The sequence below is a fragment of the Bradyrhizobium retamae genome (assembly GCF_001440415.1).
GTDB lineage: Bacteria > Pseudomonadota > Alphaproteobacteria > Rhizobiales > Xanthobacteraceae > Bradyrhizobium > Bradyrhizobium retamae.
On sequence record NZ_LLYA01000161.1, the window covers coordinates 1 to 21,970 of the forward strand.

22 protein-coding genes are annotated in these 21,970 nt (G+C 62.4%); 15 read left to right on the plus strand and 7 right to left on the minus strand.

Features of this window, described 5'->3' with window-relative positions:
- Window positions 1-51: 51 nt before the first annotated feature.
- A complete protein-coding gene (tyrS, locus tag CQ13_RS22165) occupies window positions 52-1,305 on the minus strand; it encodes a tyrosine--tRNA ligase (RefSeq protein WP_057844968.1) in 1,254 nt (417 codons plus the stop codon).
- 176 nt (window positions 1,306-1,481) lie between these two features.
- Here tyrS and CQ13_RS22170 point away from each other — a divergent pair, with 176 nt between their 5' ends.
- The gene (locus CQ13_RS22170; RefSeq protein WP_057844969.1) at window positions 1,482-2,582 is read left to right on the plus strand and encodes an anhydro-N-acetylmuramic acid kinase; all 1,101 of its coding nucleotides are present in this window, start codon (window positions 1,482-1,484) and stop codon (window positions 2,580-2,582) included.
- 117 nt (window positions 2,583-2,699) lie between these two features.
- On the plus strand, window positions 2,700-3,380 hold the full coding sequence (locus CQ13_RS22175; protein WP_057845035.1) for a glutathione S-transferase family protein: 681 nt from the start codon (window positions 2,700-2,702) through the stop codon (window positions 3,378-3,380).
- A gap of 191 nt (window positions 3,381-3,571) precedes the next feature.
- On the opposite strand, the gene CQ13_RS22180 is transcribed toward CQ13_RS22175, so the two are convergent.
- The gene (locus tag CQ13_RS22180; RefSeq protein WP_025589847.1) at window positions 3,572-4,219 is read right to left on the minus strand and encodes an alpha/beta hydrolase; all 648 of its coding nucleotides are present in this window, start codon (window positions 4,217-4,219) and stop codon (window positions 3,572-3,574) included.
- 277 nt (window positions 4,220-4,496) lie between these two features.
- Between CQ13_RS22180 and CQ13_RS22185 the strand changes: the two genes are divergently transcribed.
- The 10 genes from CQ13_RS22185 (at window position 4,497) to CQ13_RS22230 (ending at window position 12,678) form a co-directional block, all read left to right on the plus strand.
- A complete protein-coding gene (locus CQ13_RS22185) occupies window positions 4,497-5,651 on the plus strand; it encodes a cysteine desulfurase family protein (protein WP_057844970.1) in 1,155 nt (384 codons plus the stop codon).
- Window positions 5,652-5,739: 88 nt separating this feature from the next.
- On the plus strand, window positions 5,740-7,221 hold the full coding sequence (gene sufB / locus CQ13_RS22190) for a Fe-S cluster assembly protein SufB (RefSeq protein ID WP_057844971.1): 1,482 nt from the start codon (window positions 5,740-5,742) through the stop codon (window positions 7,219-7,221).
- Entirely contained in the window at window positions 7,218-7,547 is a 330-nt protein-coding gene (locus CQ13_RS22195; protein ID WP_057844972.1) for a hypothetical protein, read from the plus strand. The genes sufB and CQ13_RS22195 overlap by 4 nt, the downstream gene beginning before the upstream one ends.
- A 23-nt stretch (window positions 7,548-7,570) precedes the next feature.
- On the plus strand, window positions 7,571-8,323 hold the full coding sequence (sufC, locus tag CQ13_RS22200; RefSeq protein WP_057844973.1) for a Fe-S cluster assembly ATPase SufC: 753 nt from the start codon (window positions 7,571-7,573) through the stop codon (window positions 8,321-8,323).
- 17 nt (window positions 8,324-8,340) lie between these two features.
- Complete coding sequence (gene sufD, locus CQ13_RS22205) at window positions 8,341-9,666, plus strand: Fe-S cluster assembly protein SufD (RefSeq protein WP_057844974.1); 1,326 nt, start codon at window positions 8,341-8,343, stop codon at window positions 9,664-9,666.
- Window positions 9,663-10,910, plus strand: coding sequence for a cysteine desulfurase (locus CQ13_RS22210; RefSeq protein ID WP_057844975.1), 1,248 nt, complete (start codon window positions 9,663-9,665; stop codon window positions 10,908-10,910). The genes sufD and CQ13_RS22210 overlap by 4 nt, the downstream gene beginning before the upstream one ends.
- The gene (locus tag CQ13_RS22215) at window positions 10,907-11,278 is read left to right on the plus strand and encodes an SUF system Fe-S cluster assembly protein (RefSeq protein WP_028346267.1); all 372 of its coding nucleotides are present in this window, start codon (window positions 10,907-10,909) and stop codon (window positions 11,276-11,278) included. The genes CQ13_RS22210 and CQ13_RS22215 overlap by 4 nt, the downstream gene beginning before the upstream one ends.
- A 9-nt stretch (window positions 11,279-11,287) precedes the next feature.
- The gene (locus CQ13_RS22220; protein WP_057844976.1) at window positions 11,288-11,701 is read left to right on the plus strand and encodes a VOC family protein; all 414 of its coding nucleotides are present in this window, start codon (window positions 11,288-11,290) and stop codon (window positions 11,699-11,701) included.
- Window positions 11,702-11,830: 129 nt separating this feature from the next.
- Window positions 11,831-12,217 carry a HesB/IscA family protein gene (locus CQ13_RS22225; RefSeq protein WP_057844977.1) on the plus strand — a complete coding sequence of 129 codons (387 nt, stop codon included), beginning with the start codon at window positions 11,831-11,833 and terminating at the stop codon, window positions 12,215-12,217.
- 26 nt (window positions 12,218-12,243) lie between these two features.
- Window positions 12,244-12,678 carry a TfoX/Sxy family protein gene (locus CQ13_RS22230; RefSeq protein WP_057844978.1) on the plus strand — a complete coding sequence of 145 codons (435 nt, stop codon included), beginning with the start codon at window positions 12,244-12,246 and terminating at the stop codon, window positions 12,676-12,678.
- A gap of 4 nt (window positions 12,679-12,682) precedes the next feature.
- Here the strand turns inward: CQ13_RS22230 and CQ13_RS22235 are convergent, their stop codons facing one another.
- Together CQ13_RS22235 and CQ13_RS22240 are read right to left on the minus strand one after the other, a co-directional pair.
- Window positions 12,683-13,753, minus strand: coding sequence for a GGDEF domain-containing protein (locus CQ13_RS22235; protein WP_057844979.1), 1,071 nt, complete (start codon window positions 13,751-13,753; stop codon window positions 12,683-12,685).
- A gap of 126 nt (window positions 13,754-13,879) precedes the next feature.
- On the minus strand, window positions 13,880-15,364 hold the full coding sequence (locus tag CQ13_RS22240; protein ID WP_057844980.1) for a DEAD/DEAH box helicase: 1,485 nt from the start codon (window positions 15,362-15,364) through the stop codon (window positions 13,880-13,882).
- Window positions 15,365-15,748: 384 nt separating this feature from the next.
- Between CQ13_RS22240 and CQ13_RS22245 the strand changes: the two genes are divergently transcribed.
- The 3 genes from CQ13_RS22245 (at window position 15,749) to CQ13_RS22255 (ending at window position 19,567) form a co-directional block, all read left to right on the plus strand.
- Window positions 15,749-17,245 carry a caspase family protein gene (locus CQ13_RS22245; protein WP_057844981.1) on the plus strand — a complete coding sequence of 499 codons (1,497 nt, stop codon included), beginning with the start codon at window positions 15,749-15,751 and terminating at the stop codon, window positions 17,243-17,245.
- A 93-nt stretch (window positions 17,246-17,338) separates the two neighbouring features.
- On the plus strand, window positions 17,339-18,595 hold the full coding sequence (locus CQ13_RS22250) for an FAD-dependent oxidoreductase (RefSeq protein WP_082637579.1): 1,257 nt from the start codon (window positions 17,339-17,341) through the stop codon (window positions 18,593-18,595).
- 186 nt (window positions 18,596-18,781) lie between these two features.
- Entirely contained in the window at window positions 18,782-19,567 is a 786-nt protein-coding gene (locus CQ13_RS22255) for an outer membrane protein (RefSeq protein ID WP_057844983.1), read from the plus strand.
- 92 nt (window positions 19,568-19,659) lie between these two features.
- Here CQ13_RS22255 and CQ13_RS22260 read toward each other — a convergent pair whose 3' ends face one another.
- The 3 genes from CQ13_RS22260 to CQ13_RS22270 all read right to left on the minus strand — a co-directional run bounded on the left by CQ13_RS22260 (window position 19,660) and on the right by CQ13_RS22270 (window position 21,876).
- Window positions 19,660-20,430, minus strand: a complete 771-nt coding sequence (locus CQ13_RS22260; RefSeq protein ID WP_057844984.1) for an SDR family NAD(P)-dependent oxidoreductase — start codon at window positions 20,428-20,430, stop codon at window positions 19,660-19,662.
- A gap of 149 nt (window positions 20,431-20,579) precedes the next feature.
- Window positions 20,580-20,765 (minus strand): hypothetical protein, encoded by a 186-nt coding sequence (locus CQ13_RS22265; RefSeq protein ID WP_057844985.1) that lies wholly within the window; start codon window positions 20,763-20,765, stop codon window positions 20,580-20,582.
- A 310-nt stretch (window positions 20,766-21,075) separates the two neighbouring features.
- Window positions 21,076-21,876, minus strand: coding sequence for an outer membrane protein (locus CQ13_RS22270; RefSeq protein WP_057844986.1), 801 nt, complete (start codon window positions 21,874-21,876; stop codon window positions 21,076-21,078).
- Window positions 21,877-21,970: the final 94 nt, after the last annotated feature.

Here is a 21,970-nt window from a genome sequence, read left to right on the forward strand (position 1 = left end):
TGATCCACCTCGCCGCTGCCGTGATAAACTCGCGATGAATCCCAACAGACCCTAGGCCGGCTTGAGCAGGACGTGCTTTTTCTTCCCCATGGAAAGTTTGATGACGCCTTCCGGGGTGAGGTTGGACGGCGTGAGCACCATCTTCTCGTCGGTCACGGCGGCATCGTTGACGCGCAAGCCACCGCCCTTGATCTGGCGCCGCGCCTCGCCATTCGAGGTTACGAGACCCGCTTTCACGAACAGCCCCAGCACAGCCGCGCCGGCCTCAAGTTCGCCGCGCGAAACCTCCACCGTGGGCAGGTTCTCCGCGATCGCGCCTTGCTCGAACGTTTGCCGGGCGGTTTCGGCGGCGGTGTTCGCGGCGTCGCGGCCATGCAACAGCGCGGTCGCTTCCGTCGCCAGCACCTTCTTGGCTTCGTTGATCTCGCCGCCTTGCAATGCCCCGAGCTTCTCGATCTCGCTCATCGGCAGGGTCGTGAACAGCTTCAGAAATTTCACGACGTCGGCGTCCTCGACGTTGCGCCAATATTGCCAAAAGTCATAAGGCGAGAACTGGTCGGCGTTGAGCCACACCGCGCCTTGTGCGGTCTTGCCCATCTTGGCGCCCGACGCGGTCGTGAGCAGCGGCGTGGTCAGCGCGAACAATTGCGGCGTGCCCATGCGGCGGCCGAGATCGACGCCGTTGACGATATTGCCCCATTGATCGGAGCCGCCCATCTGCAGCCGGCAGCCGGTACGCCGCGCCAGCTCGACGAAGTCGTAAGCCTGGCAGACCATGTAATTGAACTCGATGAAGCTCATCTCCTGCTCGCGCTCGAGCCGGAGCCGCACCGAGTCCATCGTCAGCATGCGGTTGACGGAGAAGTGCCGGCCGACGTCGCGCAGCATTTCGATGTAGTTCAGTTTCGTTAGCCACTCGGCATTGTCGAGCATGATGGCATCGCTCGGGCCCGAACCGTAGCGCAGTACCTTCGCGAACACGCCGCGGATCGAGGCCTTGTTGGCCTCGATTTCTTCGATCGTGCGGATGGCGCGCGTTTCGTCCTTGCCAGAGGGGTCGCCGACCATGGTGGTGCCGCCGCCCATCAGGGTGATCGGCTTGTTGCCGCTCTGCTGCAGCCAGTGCAGCATCATCATGGTGAGGTAATTGCCGATATGGAGCGACGGCGCGGTGCAGTCGTAGCCGACATAGGCGGTCGCCTGACCCTTGGCGGCCAGCGCGTCGAGACCCTCGAAATCGGAGCATTGGTGGATGAAGCCGCGTTCCTGTAAAATGTTCAGGAAATCTGATTTAAATTTGGTCATGGGCGGGCGCTTTGATCATTCTATTTTCACTGTAATTGTAGCGAGTTGCGGAACCATGGCGGAACAGGCTGCCGCAAGGCCGGGCGCTGTGGCATTATAAGATGTGCGTGTTTGGCACAAGCTGGTCGTCGTCGGCGGGACGTATCGAGCAGGGCGTTTCAAAGGCACAATCGACCATGATGTTGACGGCATTAGGTTTGATGAGCGGCACCTCGCTCGATGGGGTGGATGTCGCTTTGATCGAAACCGATGGCCGCCGGGTGAATGCGCTCGGACCGTCCGGATACCGGCCCTATACCGATGCGGAGCGCGGCCTGTTGCGGCAGGCGCTGTATGAGGCCGCCGACCTGGCCGATCGCGCGGCGCGGCCCGGCTGCCTGCGCGAGGCCGAGCGGGTCGTCACGTCAGCGCATGCGGAGGCGGTGGCCGCCTTTACCGCGCAACACCGGATGCGGTTCGACGATATCGACATCGTCGGCTTTCACGGCCAGACCGTGCTGCACCGGCCCGAGAAAAAGCTGACGGTCCAGATCGGCGATGCGCTGACGCTCGCCAGAACGATCCACATTCCGGTCATGTACGATTTCCGCGCTGCCGATGTCGAAGCCGGCGGGCAGGGCGCGCCGTTTGTGCCGGTCTATCATCGCGCGCTCGCCCAATCGCTGGAGTGGGAGGGCCCGACCGTCGTGGTCAACATCGGCGGGGTCGCCAACATCACCTATATCGACGGCGACACGCTGATCGCCTGCGATACCGGGCCGGGCAACGCGCTGCTCGACGACCACATGTTCCGCCGCATGAGCCAGCGCTTCGACACCGAGGGCCGCACCGCCGCGCTGGGCAGGGTCGATGCGGCCTGGATCAACCGTGCGCTGGAGATGCCGTTCTTTTCGCTGCCGCCGCCGAAATCGCTCGATCGCAACGATTTTGCGGGGCTGAAGCTCCGCGATATGCCGCCTGAGGATGGCGCGGCCACGTTGACCGCCTTTACCGTCGCTGCGATTGCCCGGGTGGTGCCGTTGCTGCCGAACGAACCCAAGAACTGGATCGTGGCCGGCGGCGGCGCCCGCAACCTGACCATGCTGCGGATGCTCCGTGAGTGTCTGGCGCCTGCAACCGTCCGGGCGGCGGACACCTTGGGCTGGGCCTCCGACGCCATCGAGGCGCAGGCTTTCGGATTTCTGGCGGCGCGAGGCCTGAAGGGTCTGCCGCTAAGCTATCCTGCCACCACCGGGGTGCCGCTCCCGATGACCGGCGGCATCATCGCGCGACCGTGACGCGGTTCAAGATAAGTTGATGCAATTGCATCGACCTTGACGACTGCATGCAGATGCATCTAATTTAGATGCAGATGCATGGAGCGAGGGCCGGCCGGCCTTCGGTTGGAGGTCGTTATGGCGCAGAAGCTCACATTGATCAGCCACAAGCTTTGTCCCTATGTGCAGCGCGCCGTGATCGCGCTGAACGAAAAGGGCGTTCCGTTCGAGCGGGTCGACATCGATCTCGCCAACAAGCCGGACTGGTTCCTGAAGATTTCGCCGCTTGGCAAGGTGCCGGTGCTGGTCGTGACCGGCGCCGACGGCAAGGAGGTCGCGCTGTTCGAAAGCAACGTGATTTGCGAATACATTGAGGACGCCCAAGGCGGCGCAAAGCTGCATCCGCAGGATGCGCTCCAGCGCGCGCAGCATCGCGCCTGGATGGAGTTCGGGTCGACCATTCTGAGCGAACTCTGGGGCCTGGAGACGACGGGCGATTCTGCGATCTTCGAGAGCAAACGGCAGGCGGTCGCTGCAAAATTTGCGCGTGTCGAGGAGGCGCTGGGTAGCGGGCCGTTGTTTGCCGGCAAAAATTTTAGCCTGGTGGACGCGGTGTTCGCGCCGATTTTCCGTTATTTCGACCTGTTCGATCAACTGACCGATCTCTCGGTGTTTGCCGACACGCCGAAGGTCCGCGCATGGCGAGAGACGCTGGCGAAGCGGCCGAGCGTAGGCACGGCGGTGGGTCCCGACTATCCGCAATTGCTGCACGCGTTCCTGGTGCGCCATAACGCGCATTTGCTGAAATTGGCGGCGTAGCGTAGCGGGTAGTTTCGCGAAGGGCTCAACCCATCTTGCGAGTTGCAATGTGGTGAAGGCCGCGTTTCCCGGGCGCGACGTAGCGCGTAGCGCTGCTTCGCAGAACCGGGACCCAGGCTGGTAACGGAAAACAACAGAAAAGATAGGGCCGGCTCTGCGGTGCATCCTGCACCGCGTCCGGGGACCAGACGTCAGCGGACGTTGGCAAGCCGCATGTCGAGATAGCCGGTCACCGTCTCCATCAGCGGCTCGAGCTTGCCATCGAAGAAGTGATTGGCGCCCGGGATGATCTGCTGATCGATCACGATACCTTTCTGCGTCTTCAACTTCTCGACCAGCGTATTGACGTCCTTTGGCGGCACCACCGCGTCCTTCTCGCCGTGCACGATCAGGCCCGAAGACGGGCAGGGTGCGAGGAAGGAGAAGTCGTAGAGATTGGCAGGCGGCGCAATCGAAATAAAACCTTCGACCTCGGGCCGGCGCATCAGAAGCTGCATGCCGATCCAGGCGCCAAACGAAAAGCCTGCGACCCAGCAGGCGCGCGCCTCAGGATTGATAGTCTGCGCCCAATCGAGCGCGGAGGCTGCGTCCGAGAGCTCGCCGGTGCCGTGATCGAATGAGCCCTGGCTGCGGCCGACGCCGCGAAAATTGAAACGCAGCACCGAGAAGCCGCGATGCGCAAACGCGTAGTAGCACTGGTAGACGATCTGGTGATTCATCGTGCCGTGGAACTGCGGATGCGGATGCAGGATCATCGCGATCGGCGCGTTCTTCTGCTTGGCCGGATGATAACGGCCTTCGAGGCGGCCTGCGGGGCCGGTGAAAATTACTTCAGGCATTGATGATCCCTAGGCAACGGACGTGATCCGAGCGGAAAAGCATGTGATCATGCGTCGTTGGGCGATGCGCGAACGGGCGCTCCCGTGAACTGGTTGCGGCCTTCTAGCATGAGGCGAGGGGCAAAAAGCAAGCATCTTGAACATCTCGAAGGTTGTTCAAGGCGTTAGCTTGCGATTGTACGAGACGGCACGATCCCCAATTGCCATAAGGCATTTGGGAAAGCACAAGGCCCAAGCTCGCGCTGGCCGCTTCCGGTGTAGGTAATATCATACAACCATGTCCGACCGGATCTATCTCGACTGGAATGCGACGACACCGCTTCGCCCCGAAGCGAGGCAGGCGATGGCGGCCGCTTGGGATACGGCCGGCAATCCGTCCTCGGTGCATGCCGAAGGGCGTCAGGCACGCCGGGTGGTCGAGGACGCACGGGCCGCGGTCGCGGCGGCCGTCGGCGGCCGGTCGCAGGATGTGGTGTTTGCGTCCTGCGGGACGGAGGCGAACGCGCTGGCGCTGACGCCGGGGCTGCGCCGGACCTCGGGAGAGCCGGTTCGACGATTGCTGGTCTCGGCTATCGAACATACCTCGGTGCTGTCAGGGGGACGGTTTTCCGCAGGCGCGATCCAGACGATCAAGGTCACTGCCTCCGGCCTAGTCGACCTCGATCATTTGCGTGCCTTGCTCGCTGATGGCCCGCCAGCGCTGGTGTCGGTGATGCTGGCCAACAACGAGACCGGCGCCATTCAACCGGTCGGCGAAGTCGCTGACATCGTGCATGAAGCGGGTGGGTTGCTGCATGTCGATGCGATCCAGGGATTCGGTAAAATACCGTTCGAAATCAAATCGATAGGCGCCGATCTGCTCACGTTGTCTGCGCACAAGATCGGCGGCCCCAAGGGGATTGGTGCACTGGTCCTGACCGAGGAGATGCAGGGGCTGGAGCCGCTGCTCCGTGGCGGTGGCCAGGAGCTGGGCCGCCGGGCGGGAACCGAGAATGTCGCTGGTATCGCGGCCTTTGGCGCAGCGACCAAGGCGGCCATGGCCGAGCTGCCGGCCAGTGCCATCCGGCAGCAGGATCTACGTGAGCGCCTTGAGAAAGGGCTGAACCAAACGCCTGAAATTATTGTGTTTTCAGAGCATGCGCCGCGCCTGCCCAATACGACGCTGTTTACCGTTCCCGGGCTTCGAGCCGAGACGGCGGTGATCGGCTTCGATCTCAGCGGTATTTCGGTATCGTCCGGTTCCGCCTGTTCCTCTGGCAAGGTGCAGCCGTCCCACGTTTTGGCCGCCATGGGGCTCGATGGCAAGTTGGCGAAGGGAGCGGTGCGGCTCAGTCTGGGCTGGTCTACCACGGAGACAGACATTGATTTGGCCCTTGAGGCTTGGCGAACGCTTGCCGATGCCTTACTTAGAGGGCGACGAAACACGGCTTGAAACGTTCTAAGTAAGTTTCGCCGGAACCCTTCGTCACTGATTTGCAATTGTTCCACCGCGGTCCTTGAAACCGCGAGCGGAGGATAGAATGCCAGCCGTTCAAGAGACGGTCGAGCGCGTCAGGCGCATCGACGTCGATCAATATCGATATGGATTTGAGACGCTGATCGAGTCCGACAAGGCCCCAAAGGGGCTGTCGGAAGACACCGTCCGCTTCATTTCAGCGAAAAAGAACGAGCCGGCCTGGATGCTGGAATGGCGGCTGGAGGCCTATCGCCGCTGGCTGACCATGACCGAGCCGACCTGGGCCCGCGTCAACTATCCCAAGATCGACTATCAGGAACTCTATTACTACTCGGCGCCGAAGCCGAAGAAGCAGATCGGCTCGCTGGACGAGATCGATCCGGAAATCCTCAAGACCTACGAGAAGCTCGGCATCCCCTTGCGGGAAGTCGAGGTGCTCGAAGGCGTCGTGAAGCCGGAAGGCGAGCGCAGGATCGCGGTCGACGCCGTATTCGATTCAGTTTCCGTGGCGACCACGTTCCAGAAGGAGCTGAAGGCGGCCGGCGTGATCTTCATGCCGATCTCGGAGGCGATCCGCGAGCATCCTGAGCTGGTGAAGAAGTATCTTGGGACGGTGGTGCCGACCTCGGACAATTATTTCGCGACGCTAAACTCGGCGGTGTTCTCCGACGGCTCGTTCGTTTACGTGCCGCCGGGCGTGCGCTGCCCGATGGAGCTGTCGACTTATTTCCGCATCAACGAGCGCAACACCGGCCAGTTCGAGCGCACGCTGATCATTGCTGACAAGGGCGCTTACGTCAGCTACCTCGAGGGCTGTACCGCACCGCAGCGCGACGAGAATCAGCTGCACGCCGCCGTGGTTGAGCTGGTCGCGCTTGACGATGCCGAGATCAAATATTCGACAGTGCAGAACTGGTATCCCGGCAATTCCGAAGGTTTGGGTGGCATCTACAATTTCGTCACCAAGCGTGGCGACTGCCGCGGCAACCATTCGAAGATCTCCTGGACCCAAGTCGAAACAGGATCGGCGATCACCTGGAAATATCCGAGCTGCATCCTGCGCGGCGACAATTCGCGCGGCGAGTTCTACTCGATCGCGATCTCGAACGGTCACCAGCAGGTCGACAGCGGCACCAAGATGCTTCATCTCGGCAAGAACACGACCAGCCGGATCATCTCCAAGGGCATCGCGGCGGGCGTCTCGCAAAACACCTATCGCGGCCTCGTCACCGCGCACCGGAAAGCCACCGGCGCGCGCAACTACACCGCCTGCGACTCGCTGCTGATCGGCGACAAATGCGGCGCGCACACCGTGCCTTATGTCGAGGCGAAGAACTCGTCCGCGACCTTCGAACACGAAGCGACGACGTCGAAGATTTCCGAGGACGTGCTGTTCTACTGCGTCCAGCGCGGATTGTCGCAGGAAGAAGCCGTCGGCCTCGTCGTCAACGGCTTTGTGAAGGATGTGCTGCAGCAACTGCCGATGGAGTTCGCGGTCGAAGCGCAGAAGCTGATCTCGATCTCGCTCGAAGGCAGCGTGGGATGATCGCACCTGATATCAGCGAGCTGCGCAGGCTGTTGCCGATCTTGAACGAGATCGACGAAATCAGTTTGTCGCGGCTCGACAGTTCAGAGTGGTTCCGGCCAAGCGCCGCGCAGGCGCGCCGCCTTGAGGCCGCCGCCGACAGGATGGGTGTTTATCTAATGGCCTATCTAGCGAACTGCCGCGCGGCTGTCGGCGACGGACTTTGCAATTTGATCGCAGCGGCGGAACTCGATGCGGCCAAGCTTGGCGAGATCGCAAGTCTGGAAAACGCGTGCCCGGACGCCGCGATTGTCGCCTATGAGCGCCCGATCCGGCAGCGCCACTAAACGAATTTCGACAAGGGAAAGCAATGCCATTACTCGAAGTCAAAAACCTGAAGGTCCGTGTCGAGGATAACGAAATTCTCCATGGGCTGTCGCTGACCGTAAACCCGGGCGAGGTGCACGCGATCATGGGGCCGAACGGCTCCGGCAAATCCACGCTGTCGCACGTCATCGCCGGCAAGCCGGGTTATGAAGTCACCGACGGCCAGATCCTGTTTAGGGGCGAGGACCTCCTGGAGATGGAGCCGGACGAGCGCGCCGCCAAGGGCGTGTTCCTGGCGTTCCAGTATCCGGTTGAAATTCCGGGCGTTGCCACCATGACGTTCTTGCGCACCGCGCTGAATGCCCAGCGCAAGGCGCGCGGCGAGAGCGAATATTCAACGCCGGACTTTCTGAAGAAGGTGCGCGAGGTCGCAAAGTCGCTGAACATTCCGCAGGATATGCTTCGCCGCGGCGTCAATGTCGGGTTTTCCGGCGGCGAGAAGAAGCGCAATGAGATATTGCAGATGGCGCTGTTCGAGCCTGCCGTCTGCATTCTCGATGAAATGGATTCCGGCCTCGATATCGACGCGCTCCGCATCGCGGCCGACGGCGTCAATGCGCTGCGCTCGCCGGATCGTGCGATGGTCGTCATCACCCACTACCAGCGGCTGCTCAACTACATCGTGCCGGACTTCGTGCACGTGATGTCGAAGGGCCGCGTCGTGAAGAGCGGCGGCAAGGATCTGGCGCTGGAGCTCGAGGCTTCCGGCTACACCCAGTTCGAAGACGCAGCCTGACTGCGGGCGGATTTGTGATGAATGTAGTTCTGGCAAAAAACGAGACCGGGCGCGCGCTGAGCGAGAGCTTTGCGGTGGCGCGCGATCGGCTGCCGGGCGGCGGCAAGGTCGCCGAGGCGCGGAATACCGCCTTCGAGGCCTATGAGCGCGTCGGCCTGCCGCACCGGCGGCTCGAGGAATGGAAATACACCGATCTGCGCGCGCTGATGCGCGAGGTGCTGCCGCTGGCGGCCGCACCGGATGCGGCCGCGCTGAAGCAGGCTGCTGCCGCTGTGAAGCTGCAGGCGATCAAGGGTGCCCGCCGGCTGGTGCTGGTGGACGGCGTGTTCGCGCCGAAGCTCTCCGAACTGGAGGGGCTGGAGAAGGGGCTTGCCGTCCGCACCCTGCGCGATGTGCTGGAAACCGGGGACGCTGCGCTGCAGACGCAGTTATTCACGCCCGACAATGCCAATCCGATGGTCGCGCTCAACAGCGCGATGATGACCGATGGCGTGGTGATCGAGATCGCCAACGGCGTCGTGCTGAAGCAGCCGTTGCAGGTCATTCATGTCGCGAGCGGCGCCACGCCGGCTGCAATGTTTACCCGTTCGCTGCTGCGTCTCGGCAAGGATACCGGCGCGACGCTGGTCGAGAGCTACATCGCGGCCGAGGGTGCGAAGGCCTATCAGGCGCATGACTCGCTGATCGTTGCAATCGGCGACAATTCGCGGCTCGACCATGTTCGATTGGTCGAGGATGGCCGCGACTCGTTCAACATCTCCTCCACCGTCATCACGCTGGGCGCGCATGCGCATTTCAACACCTTTGGCATGACCTCGGGCGCCGCCGTCAGCCGCTATCAGGCGACGATTGCGTTCGCCGGTGAAGGATCCCGCGTCGAGACCAACGGCGTCAATCTGCTCAACGGGCGCCAGCACGCCGACACCACGTTGTTCATGGATCACGCGGTGCCGCATTGCGCCAGCCGCGAAGTGTTCCGCGCCGTGGTCGACGATCGTGGCCATTCGGTGTTCCAGGGCCGCATCATCGTGCGTCCCGATGCCCAGAAGACCGACGCCAAGATGATGACGCGGGCGCTGCTTTTGTCCGACGACGCCGAAGCCGATAACAAGCCGGAGCTCGAGATTTTCGCCGACGACGTCACCTGCGGCCATGGCGCCACGACCGGTGCGCTCGACGAGAGCTTGCTGTTCTACCTGCGCGCCCGCGGCCTCTCCGAGAAGGAGGCCCAGGCGCTGCTGATCCAGGCCTTTGTTGGTGAGGCCATCGAATCCATCGTCAACGACGATCTGCGCGAGCTTGCGATTGCCGCCGCGCAGCGTTGGCTGGAGGCACGGGCATGACCCAGCATCCGGCGGTCAAGAATGGCGCCTATGACGTGGCCCGCGTGCGGGAGGATTTCCCCGCGCTGGCGATGACGGTCTATGGCAAGCCGCTGGTCTACCTCGACAACGCCGCCTCCGCGCAGAAGCCGACCGCCGTGCTCGATCGCATGACGGAAGCCTACAGAAGCGAATACGCCAACGTACATCGCGGCCTGCATTATCTTGCCAATGCCGCGACGGAGGCTTACGAGGGCGGTCGCGCCAAGGTGGCGAAATTCATTAACGCAGGGCGTAGTGAAGAAATTATCTTCACCCGCAATGTCACCGAGGCCATCAATCTGGTGGCATCTTCCTGGGGCGAGCCCAACATCAAGCAGGGCGACGAGATCGTGCTCTCGATAATGGAGCACCACTCCAACATCGTGCCCTGGCACTTTTTGCGCGAGCGCCATGGCGCCGTGATCAAATGGGCGCCGGTCGACGACGACGGCAATTTCCTGATCGAGGAGTTCGAGAAGCTGCTGACACCGCGTACCAAGCTCGTCGCCATCACTCAGATGTCGAACGCGCTTGGCACCTTCGTCCCGGTCAAGGAAGTCGTGAAGCTCGCCCATGACCGCGGCATTCTGGTGCTGGTCGACGGCGCGCAAGGCGCTGTGCATTTGCCGATCGACGTGCAGGACCTCGATTGCGATTTCTATGCCTTCACCGGCCACAAGATCTATGGTCCGACCGGGATTGGCGCGCTGTACGCCAAGCATGAGCACCTGGTCGCGATGCGGCCCTATAATGGCGGCGGCGAGATGATCCGCGAGGTGGCAAAGGACTGGGTCACCTATGGCGATCCGCCGCACAAGTTCGAAGCCGGGACGCCGCCGATCGTCGAGGCGATCGGGCTGGGCGCTGCGATCGATTACGTCAACTCGATCGGCAAGGAGCGCATCGCCGCCCACGAGCACGATCTTTTGAGCTATGCCCAGGAGCGGCTGCGCGAAATCAATTCGCTGCGTCTGATCGGCACCGCGCGCGGCAAGGGACCGGTGATCTCCTTCGAGATGAAGGGCGCCCATCCCCACGACGTCGCAACCGTGATCGACCGGCAGGGAATCGCGGTGCGCGCCGGCACCCACTGCGTGATGCCGCTTTTAGAGCGGTTCAATGTCACAGCCACCTGCCGGGCGTCGTTCGGGATGTATAATACCCGGGAAGAAGTCGACTATCTGGCACAGGCGCTTATCAAGGCGCAGGATTTGTTCGCATGAGTGATACGGCCGAAGTCAAAACCGCCAACATGGAAACCAACTCGGCGCTGCCGCCGGAGGAGACCGAGCGGCTGGGCACCGAAATCGTTGCCGCGCTGAAGACGGTGTTCGATCCGGAAATCCCGGCCGACATCTACGAACTCGGCCTGATCTACAAGGTCGACCTCAAGGATGACCGCAGCGTCGATGTGACGATGACGCTGACTACGCCGAACTGTCCGGCGGCCGGCGAACTGCCGACCATGGTGGAGAACGCGATCGCCAGCGTCCCGGGCGTCGGCGTCGTCAATGTCAATCTGGTGTGGGATCCGGCCTGGACGCCGGATCGGATGTCCGACGAGGCGCGCCTCGTCCTCAACATGTGGTGAAGGGACCTATTGCCCAAGCTATTCGGCGTCATCGAGACTGCACTCTACGTCGATGACCTCGACCGCGCCCGCGCGTTCTACGAGGAGGTGCTGAGTCTGGAAGCGCTGACGGCGGATCCACGGTTCGTTGCTTTCGATGTCGGTGGTCGAAGCGTGCTGCTGCTGTTTCGCCGCGGCTCGGCGCCTGAGACGATCCAACTCCCCGGCGGCACCATTCCGCCGCATGATGGCAGCGGGCCCATTCATATGGCCTTTGCCATTCCGGCGGCCCAGCTGCCGCTGTGGGAAAAGACACTCGGCGAGCACAATGTCGCGATCGAAGGCAGGACGGACTGGCCGCGCGGCGGGAAAAGCATCTACTTCCGCGACCCGGACAATCATTTGCTGGAACTGGCGACGCCGGGAATTTGGAAGATTTACTAGCGGGCGTGCGGAGCGTTTCGAGGGGTTCTGATCGAGTTCATGACGAGAGACCTTCACAGTGGGAATTTCGTTGTTACTTTAGTGGCATGATAATTCGTCGCCACCCTGCGACGCCGGAGATCGACTGCAATGGATACCACCGTCCAGTCCAAGCCGAAGCCGCGGCCGCGCCCGCAGGTGATGAAGCTGACCGAGGCCGCCGCCGCGCGGATCACGGAGCTGACCAAGCGCGCCGATTCCGAGATCGTGGGCTTGCGCGTTGGCATCAAAAACGGTGGCTGCGCCGGGCAATCCTATACGGTGGAATACGCCCACGAGATCCGCCCGACCGACGAAGTCGTCGAGGACAAAGGCGTCAAGATCCTGGTCGATCCCAAGGCGGTCCTGTTCCTGCTCGGCACCGAGATGGACTACAAGGCCGACAAGCTCCAGGCGCAGTTCATCTTCAACAACCCGAACCAGGTTTCCGCCTGTGGCTGCGGCGAGTCGGTTCAACTGACCCCGGCAAAGGGTTAACGACCGCATTGCCGGGGCGGTGAGCCATGGACCGCGATTTCCTGATCGACCTGTTTGCCGATTTCGGGCCGGTCACCATCCGCCGGATGTTTTCAGGTTTCGGCATTTCCGCCGACGGCACCAATTTCGCGCTCGCGCTGCGGGCGGGACTCTATCTTCGTGCCGACGAGCAAACGATCCCGCAATTCCAGGCCGAGGGATCAACCCCATTTCAGTATCAGACGCGAGCGAAGACCGTCACGGTGAATTCGTACTGGCAATTGCCGGCGCGTTTGTTCGACGATTCTGAGGAATTGGCCGAATGGGCGCGGGCTGCACTGGCAGCGGCGCAGCGCGCGGCCCTGCTCAAGCGGCCGAAGGTGCGCAGGGCGGCGAAGCCGAAGGTTTCGAGCAAGGCCGCGGGTAAGGCCGTTACCGCGCGCAAGCCGGCGGTCAAGGCCGGGAAGGCGCCACGCAAGTAGCTGACTAGGCGACGACCTGGCTGCGGGTCTCGGCGGCGTATTCGGGGTCGAGTTCGCAGACCACACGGTTGCGGCCGTTGCGCTTGGCGGCGTAGAGGCAGGCATCAGCGCGCTCAATCAGCGAATCCGTGTCGTCGTCCGGCTTCAGCATGGAGACGCCGACCGAGATGGTGACGCGCCCGAGAATTTCGCCGGTCGATTTCTTCTTCAACTCCTTGGCCATGACGGCGCGGCGGACGTGGTCGGCGACCGTCAGCGCCTGACGCAGCCCGGTATTCGGCAGCACCACCGCGAACTCCTCGCCGCCATAGCGGGCTGTGATGTCCTGGCCCTTGATGGTTTGCTTCAGCGACATCGCTACCAACCGCAGCACCTGATCGCCGGTAAGATGGCCGTAGGAATCGTTGAATGATTTAAAATGGTCGATGTCGAACATCATCAGCGACAGCGGTTCGCCGCTCGCCAGCGCCGTCCGCACCGCCATCTCGATCGAGCGGTCGAAATATTTGCGATTACCCAATCCGGTCAGCGGATCGGTCAAGCTCTCAGCGCGGATCGCTTCGAGGCTGTGCTGTAGATTGCTGATCTCGGTCCTGGACAGCGCGAGCCGGCTCTCCAGCGCCTTGTTGGTCTCGCGCATCTCGCGCGTCGATTTTACCAGGCCGTCGACAATCGCCTTGATCTGATCGCGGCTTTTGGCGTTCCTGAGTTTTTCGTTCGCGCCGCTCAGCTTGGCGTCATAGCTCTCCGACGTGGCGAGTGCCTCGGTGATGAGGGTCGTCACGTCGTCGATCTCGCCGATCACACGCGCGCCGACCTTGTCGATGCGGTCGGAGGCCTTGATGTGCGAGAGGTAGGTTTCGTAGATCTGTTCGAGATCGGACTCGCTCAGCTTGCCGTTGCGCGCCAGCGTCTCGTTGATGATCTTGTTGAGGGGAGCATTGTATCCGGTCGCGTAGACGTACCAGATTTCATAGTTGCGTGGGACGGCGGTCTGCCTGAGGGATTTGATCTGGCCCAACGCGACTTCGGCAAACGCCATCGTGCGTTCGTGCTCGTCCAGCAGCTTGACCACTGATCCGTCCCCAATAGCGAGCAGCGCCGGTCGTTGCCGTGCGGCAATGATTAAATTATCGCCGCAGGTTAACGGAGGAGGATGAACGGCCGGTAAACAGTTCCGGCCGCAGGAAATCGACGCTTGTCAGACGCGGGCGCGAATGGGCCGCAACAGGAATGCAGGAAGGTGCGAGTGATCGGCCGGCTCCGATTCGACCTCGCGGTGGGCGCGCCGCGGTTCCGGTCGCCCGATCGAGGGCACGCGCGAAGGCTGCGCAGGGGCGGGTGGCGGGAAGCCGGCGACCTCCGGTTGCGGCCTGGCACTGCGGCCCGTGGCCTTGGCATGCCGCGGTTCACGATCGGCGCGCTTGTCGCTGCGCTTGTCAGGATCCCTGGCGTGTCGTGGCTCGCGTTCGCGCCGCGGCTTGCGCCCGCCGCGTGAGCCTTCCCGCGCGCGATGTTCGCGCGGCTGATCGGACTCCTCGGATGAGTCCGAATGTACGGCGTAGTCACCTTCGGCGGGGGGAATGGTTTGCCCGATCAGTCGTTCGATTGCAGCGATCGATTTACTGTCGAGCGGGGTCACGATCGAGATCGCGGTGCCGGCGCGCCCGGCGCGTCCGGTGCGGCCAATGCGGTGCACGTAGTCATCGGCGTGATGCGGCACGTCGAAATTGAAAACGTGGCTGACGGCGGGAATGTCGAGCCCGCGCGCGGCGACGTCGGAGGCCACCAGCAGCGGAATCTCGCCCTTGCGGAATTGATCGAGCGCCGCGGTGCGCGCTGATTGGTCCATGTCGCCGTGCAGGGCGCCGACGCTGAAGCCGTGCTTCTGCAGCGATTTGTGAACGACGGCGACTTCGCGCTTGCGATTGCAAAAGATGATCGCGTTGTTGAGGTCCTTGGCGTCGCGCAACAGGCGGCGAAGGAGCTCGCGCTTCTCGTGCGGCTCTCGGCCACCGGTCACCTTGAACTGAGACACGCCGGCTGCCGTGGTTGCCGGCTTCGAGACTTCGATCCGCTCCGGATTGTGCAGGAAGGTTTCGGTAATGCGGCTGATTTCCGGCGGCATCGTCGCGGTGAAGAACAGGGTCTGGCGCGTGAACGGCACCAGCTTGCAGATGCGTTCGATATCGGGGATGAAGCCCATGTCCAGCATGCGGTCGGCTTCGTCGATGACCAGCAGTTCGACGCCGGTGAGCAGGAGGCCGCCGCGCTCGGTGTGGTCGAGCAGCCGGCCCGGAGTTGCGATCAGGACGTCGACGCCACGTGTCAGCTTGGAATCCTGGTCGCCGAACGAGACGCCGCCGATCAAAAGCGCGACGTTGAGTTTCTGGCCGGCGCCATACTTGTCGAAATTCTCTTTCACCTGTGCCGCAAGTTCGCGGGTCGGTTCGAGGATCAGGGTGCGGGGCATTCGTGCCCTGGCGCGGCCCTTTTCCAGCAAAGTGAGCATGGGCAGGACGAAGGCGGCGGTCTTGCCGGTGCCGGTCTGGGCGATGCCGAGGACGTCGCGGCGGGCCAGAACGGGAGGGATCGCCTGTTCCTGGATGGGAGTGGGGGTAGTGTAACCGCTGGCCGCAACTGCGGCGAGGACCTTATCGGAAAGACCGAGATGGGAAAAAGACATTGAGCCTCAAGTCGACACCGCCGTTCGGAATCGCAGGTAAAAAGGCTGTCGCGTTTTGCCCCGAAACGGCGCGCTTTGAAAAGCTGGGGGCTCTGACTTACGCAGACGAGCGGCTAACCTAGGGAATCGCGTTTCGATCCAAGGCCGCGTTGAGCGCGAACATAGGGTCGAAATGGCCAAAGTCAATCTGGGAACTGACCATATAGCGAAAAAGCTTAACGTTTTCGCACAAATAACGGCGAAAAACGTCATTTGGCCGTCAAACCGAGCCGCTGTATTCCTATCAACCGGAGCCGTTGAACCGTGGGCATCGGGGTGCCGACTATGGCATGAAGCGGCTTTGCACGGCCCAAACCAGGACGATTCGTGCGCTGGGGGATTTCGATGAAGGGTTGGCTTTCCAGGTTGCTCGCGGTGACGAGCCTTGCAGTGTGCATGGCGGCCTTCGCCGTCCCGGCCTATGCCGAGAAGCGCGTTGCACTCGTGGTCGGCAACAACGACTACCGGAACGTGCCCAAGCTGCAGAAGGCGGTCAACGACGCCCGCACCATGGGCGATACGCTCAAGCAGCTCGGCTTCACGGTGATGGTGGCGGAAAACCAGAACCGGCAGGCGTTCAGCCAGACGTTGCTGGCGTTCGACAAGGCGGTCGACGCCGGTGATACGGCATTCTTCTTCTATGCCGGCCACGGTTTTGAAATCGCGGGCCAGAATTTCCTGCTGCCGACCGACGTGCCGGCGGCGACCGAAGGCCAGGAAGAACTCGTGCGCGATGCCTCGATCCTCGCCGACCGCATCATCGAGCGGATGCAGAACCGCAAGGTGCGCACCGCCATCCTGGTGTTCGATGCCTGCCGCAACAATCCGTTCGAGCGCGCCGGCACGCGTGCGGTTGCCGGTGGCGGCGGTCTCGCGCCGATGACGCAATTGCCGGAAGGCGTGTTCTCGATCTTCTCGGCCGGGCCGCGGCAGACCGCGCTCGACCGGCTTTCCAATGACGACGCCAACCCCAATTCGGTGTTCACGCGAACCTTCGCGAAGGAATTGACGCAGCCCGGCGTCAATCTCGTGCAGGTCGCGCAACGCACGCGGCGCGCGGTCAGCGAACTGGCGGAGACCGTTCGTCACAAGCAGATCCCGGTTTACTTCGACCAGATGGTCGACGACGTTTTCCTGAATGGTTTGGCGAACGCCCAGCCTGAGGCGGCGAAGCCCGCCGAGCCGCTGCAAAAGCTTGCAGCCTTGCCTCCGGTACAGCGCCTGCAGCCGCAGAACGATTCCGTCAACGCGCCGATTGCGATGTTCTCGCGCCACAATGGCGGCTGGACCGTGGTGTTTTCGATCGCCGATCCGACGCTCGGCATTTCCTGGCGGATCGGCGACAGCGGCGATTTCCGCGAGACCGGCTTCATGGATACGCTCGATCCGCGTACCCGCAAGCGGATGCCCAACCCGTCGGTCGAACTGCCGGCCGATACTTCGGCGGCCGTCATCCAGGTACGCTATGTCGATACCAATGGCGAGTTGCAGGGGCCGTTCCCGATCCGGTTCGATCCCGAGGCTGCGCTGATCCGCGACCAGCGCAAGATTCTCGATATGACCGCGACGAGTTGGTTGTCGTTCCGCGAGTACAACGGGCTTTTGGTCTACTATACGCACCTGATGTCGTACCGCTGCGCGATCCGCGAAGTGCGCGTCGGCATCGACACTGCGGTGCCCGACAAGGTGCTGAAAATGCCGCCTTGCAACACTCGCGATCCCAGCGTCATTCCGCACGATGCGCAGCCCTATTTGAAGCTTGCGCCGGTGACTAAATCGGTCTCAGTGGAATTGACCTATCGTGACGGCAGCGTGTCGGAGATCAAGAGTTTTAGGCGGTAGCGGACGCGAGGCCGCCGTCTTCGACGTCATGCCCCGCGCGTGCGGGGCAATATCGCGCCGCATATTGCATTGCCGATGCCTGGCAGATGATCGATGCTGCCTTGCCGGGAAAATCGGCGACAGGAGCGAGCGGTGAAAGTACGTTGCTGTATCGTCGGCGGCGGGCCGGCCGGAATGATGCTCGGATATCTGCTGGGCCGCGCCGGCATCGATGTCGTGGTATTGGAGAAGCACGCCGACTTCTTTCGCGATTTTCGCGGCGACACCGTGCATCCCTCGACGCTGCAGGTGATGGACGAACTCGGACTGATCGACGGCTTCCTGAAACTGCCGCACCAGCGCTTGCAGAAGATGCAAGGCATGTTCGGCGGGGAAACGGTGCGGATCGCCGACCTGAGCAGGCTTCGCGTCAAATACCCTTTCATCGCCTTCATGCCGCAGTGGGATTTTCTCAATTTCCTGCGCGAAAGCGGCAAGCGGCTCGGCTCGCTCAAGGTGATGATGTCGACGGAAGCGATCGATCTCGTTCGAGATGGCGAGCGCGTCAGGGGCGTGAAGGCGAAGACGCCGGAAGGCATCATCGACATCGAGGCCGACCTGACCGTTGCCTGCGACGGGCGCCATTCGCTGGTGCGCGAACGCGCCGGCCTTGAGGTCGAGGAAATCGGCGCGCCGATGGATGTCTTGTGGTTTCGCGCCGGCAAGCGGGAGAACGAAAACGAGAGCCTGTTTGCCCGGGTAGATCCCGGCAAGATGATGGTGACCTTCGACCGCGGCGACTATTGGCAATGCGCGTTCGTCATTCCCAAAGGACAATACGACGCGGTGAAGGCGAGGGGGCTGCCCGCGCTGCTCGACGACATCGCGCGCATGGCGCCGATCCTGAAACCGGGACTTGCCGAGGTGAAGAGCTGGGACGACGTCAAGCTGTTGACGGTAGCGGTCAACCGGCTGAAGCGCTGGACGCGGCCGGGGCTCTTGTGCATCGGCGACGCCGCGCATGCGATGTCGCCGATCGGCGGCGTCGGCGTCAACCTCGCGGTGCAGGATGCCGTGGCGACGGCGAATCTGCTGGCGCCGAAGCTGGTAAGTGGCTGCCCGTCCGAAGACGAACTCGACGCGGTACGCCGGCGGCGCGCGTTTCCGGTGCGGATGACGCAGCGGATGCAGGTCGTCGTGCAGAACAACGTCGTGAACGCGGCGCTGAAGCCGGGCAATCAGCCGCTGAAGGTCCCGCTGGTCATGCGGCTGGTCACCGCGGTGCCCTGGCTGCAGGGCGTCACGGCGCGGTTTGTGGGCCTAGGCGTGCGCCCTGAGCATGTGCATTCGCCACGCAGCGCCGGCAATTGAGCTGGGGCCCTGCCGAAACAACCCGAAAGTTGTGTTTTGGTATCCTCAACCGGAGATAACATTGCGCGCAACTGTAGCTTTCGGGTGACAGCCAATGGGCTGGAATCCGGGTAATTTAGGTCATGATTTCGATTTGATGCTCACCCGCTGCTTATCCGCGCAGTGCTCACTAAAGGGGCAAATGCAATGAAGAAACTGGTACTTGCTGCTTCCATCCTTGCCGCCAGCGCCGCGAGCGCGTTCGCCGCAGACATGCCGGCACGCATCGCGAAGGCGCCCGTGGTGCCCCCGGTCGTTACCTATGACTGGTCCGGCATCTATGTCGGCGGCGCGGTTGGCGGCGCCTGGCACGACACCGCCGGTAACTTCTACAATGTTCCGAGTGCCCTTTGGCACACGGGTAACAGCGACACCGCTTTGATCTACGGCGGCTTTGCCGGAATCCAGAAGCAGTGGGGCAATTTTGTCCTCGGTATCGAAGGCGGCTACAACGCCCTCGACAACGGCTTTAACACCACCGCTGGCACTGGCCTCCTCGGCTCTGGCTGCGCCTTGGGCGTTGGCTTTTCCTGCCAAAGCCGCGTCAATGACATCTGGTATATCGGTGGGCGGGTCGGTTATGCCTGGAACCGCTTCATGGTGTATGGCCAGGGCGGCTACGCGCAAGCTGACATCGACACCCAAACCCTCGTCAATGCGACCGGCGCTACGTTTGACCATGCCGGTGCTTCGCATGGCGGCTGGTATGCCGGCGTTGGTGCCGAATACGCGGTTCTCGACAACCTGATCCTCGGCATCGACTACAAGCACTACGAGTTCGACAGCAAGCAGCACAATTGTAACGCGGCGTTGGTCCTCACCTGCGCTCCGGTGAACAATCGGAACGTCGATGCGGATGTGGACGCTGTGATGGCTCGGTTGAGCTACAAGTTCAATCCGTGGCCGACCGGGCCGGTCGTCGCCAGGTACTGATCCACGTACTGAAATCCAGAGACGATGGAAAAGCCCCGGCCTTGGCCGGGGCTTTTTTCGTGCAGGCGACGGATCCGGCAAGCCCTCTTTGTCTACCCCATGATCGAATACCCGCCATCAATTGGAATCGCCGTGCCCGTGACGAAATCCGACGCTGCCGAGGATAGAAATACCGCGATGCCCGCAAAGTCGTCTATCCCGCCCCAGCGCGCCGCGGGCGTGCGCCCCAGCACCCGGTCGTGCAGGCCGTCGATCTCCTGGCGGGCGCGCTTGGTGAGATCAGTGTCGATCCAGCCCGGCAGCACGGCGTTGGCCTGGATGTTGTCGGCTGCCCAGGCGCAGGCGCAGGAACGGGTGAACTGCACGATGCCGCCCTTGCTCGCGGCATAGGCTGGCGTGAAGCTGGCGCCGAAGATCGACATCATCGAGCCGATATTGATGATCTTGCCGCCGCCGGCCGCTTTCATCGCCGGATAGACCGCCTGCGAGCACAGAAAGGCGCTGGTGAGGTTGGTTTGGATCACGCTGTTCCATTCGGCGATATCGAGCGCATGCGGCGGCTTGCGGATGTTGATGCCGGCATTGTTGACGAGGATATCGATGCGGCCGAGATCGCGGACGACGCGCTCGACCATGGCGGTGACCGCTGCCTTGTCGGTGACGTCAGCCGCGACCGCAATCGCCTTGGCGCCCCCTTGCGTAAGTTCCGCGACCGCGTCGGCCGACTTGGCTTCGTTACGGCCTACGACTGCGATCGCCGCGCCGGCCTCTGCGAGGCCCCGGGCCATGCCGAGCCCGATGCCGCCATTGCCGCCGGTGACGATGGCTACCTTGCCGGTGAGGTCGAAGAGTTTTGTGGTCATTGTTGTTGTCCAGTTTCGTTAGGATGGGTGGAACCAACGGGTCGCGCGAATGCGCGCCCGATGACAGGCTCCGCGATACCCATCATCAATCACAGCGTATCAAGTTGATAGGTATCGCTCCGCTCCACCGATCCTACGAATCTACGAGCCTAGCGGTTGCCTAGCCAGATCAGGATCAGGCCGATGGCGGCAAGCACTGCGCCATATCCTGCCCATTGCAGTTGATTGATCATGAAGCTCGATGGCGGCCAGCGAATGGCACCCGTGCCCTGACCGATCCACAACAGGCCGATGGCAAGCGCCAGAAAGCCGATGATCGAAAGCGATCTGGCCATGGATTTCCTCCTGCTGCCGTTTCGGCCACTGGACGCCCCGCGGATCTATAGTCGGCCCGGCAGGAAACCGTTGCCGGTGGGGGCCGTAGCTTCCGATCGAATACAAAGCCAGCGGCCTTCGCAAGGCTGGAAGTCGCGGCGTCGCCATCTCGACGGTCATCATGAATGGAGCGCCGGACGGTCATTCTCACGCTTGCCCTGGCGATCGCCGCCGCCCTCATTCGTGACCGGTCGGTGTGGCGCGGCACCCCGCAGACGCAAAAAAGCCCCGGACGATGCCGGGGCTTTTGAGCTGTCGAGTTAGCAGAGATCAGTACCTGGCGGCGACCGGAGCACCGCCCCAGTTGAAGCGGTAGACCAGCGAGGTGCTGATGGTCTGTGTCCAGGGCTTGAAGGTCACTGCCGTGCCGGTCGGACCGCCGCCGAAGGCGGGCGTAACCGTCCCGGGCAAGGTGACGCGATCATAGAAAGCAGAGCGATACTCTGTCTTCATGAACCAGCCGGGAGCCGAGATGCCAAAAAGGTCCAGGTTGTTCTCGACGCCGCCGCCAATAAACCAGCCATTCCGATCGAAGGAGGGCGTGGTGTAGATACCAGGGCCGCCGCCAGCGGCGATAGTGGTTTGGGTAGTACCCGACCACTCTGAACCAGAGTAGCCAGCATTAACGTAAGACAACACATTCGGAGCAACCAGATAGCCCAGTCGCACACCAGCGGCATAGCTCGTCTCGAGCTTCATGCGGCCTTCGGTGGCAAAGAAAGGATCGCTGAGGGAGCCGCGGATATCTCCGAACTGCGCGTCACCGAAAATACCGGCCACCCATCGACCGGCGAACTGCATATCATAGCCGGCGCCGACCGTTCCGAACCAGCCGCTGCCGCCATTCCGCTGGTCGCGGGTGATCGCAACGCCACTGGGAAAGTCGACCACGTTGCTATCAGCGCTCCAGAGCCCGCCGCCGCCACCGCCGAAGATGTAGAAGCCGGTCCAGTTATACACTGCGGCGACGGGAGCCGGCGCCTTGGTGTAGGGGCGGGCCCCGAGATCAGCCGCCGAGGCCGATCCGGTGAATGCCGCAACCGCGGTCAGAGCGAGCAGTACTTTTTTCATGTCCAGTTCCTTAACTTCTCGTTCGCTTGACGAGGTGCGCGAGCGCCGATTCCCAAAATCCAGTAGCGTGACTATACGCAGTTCCGGCCAAATT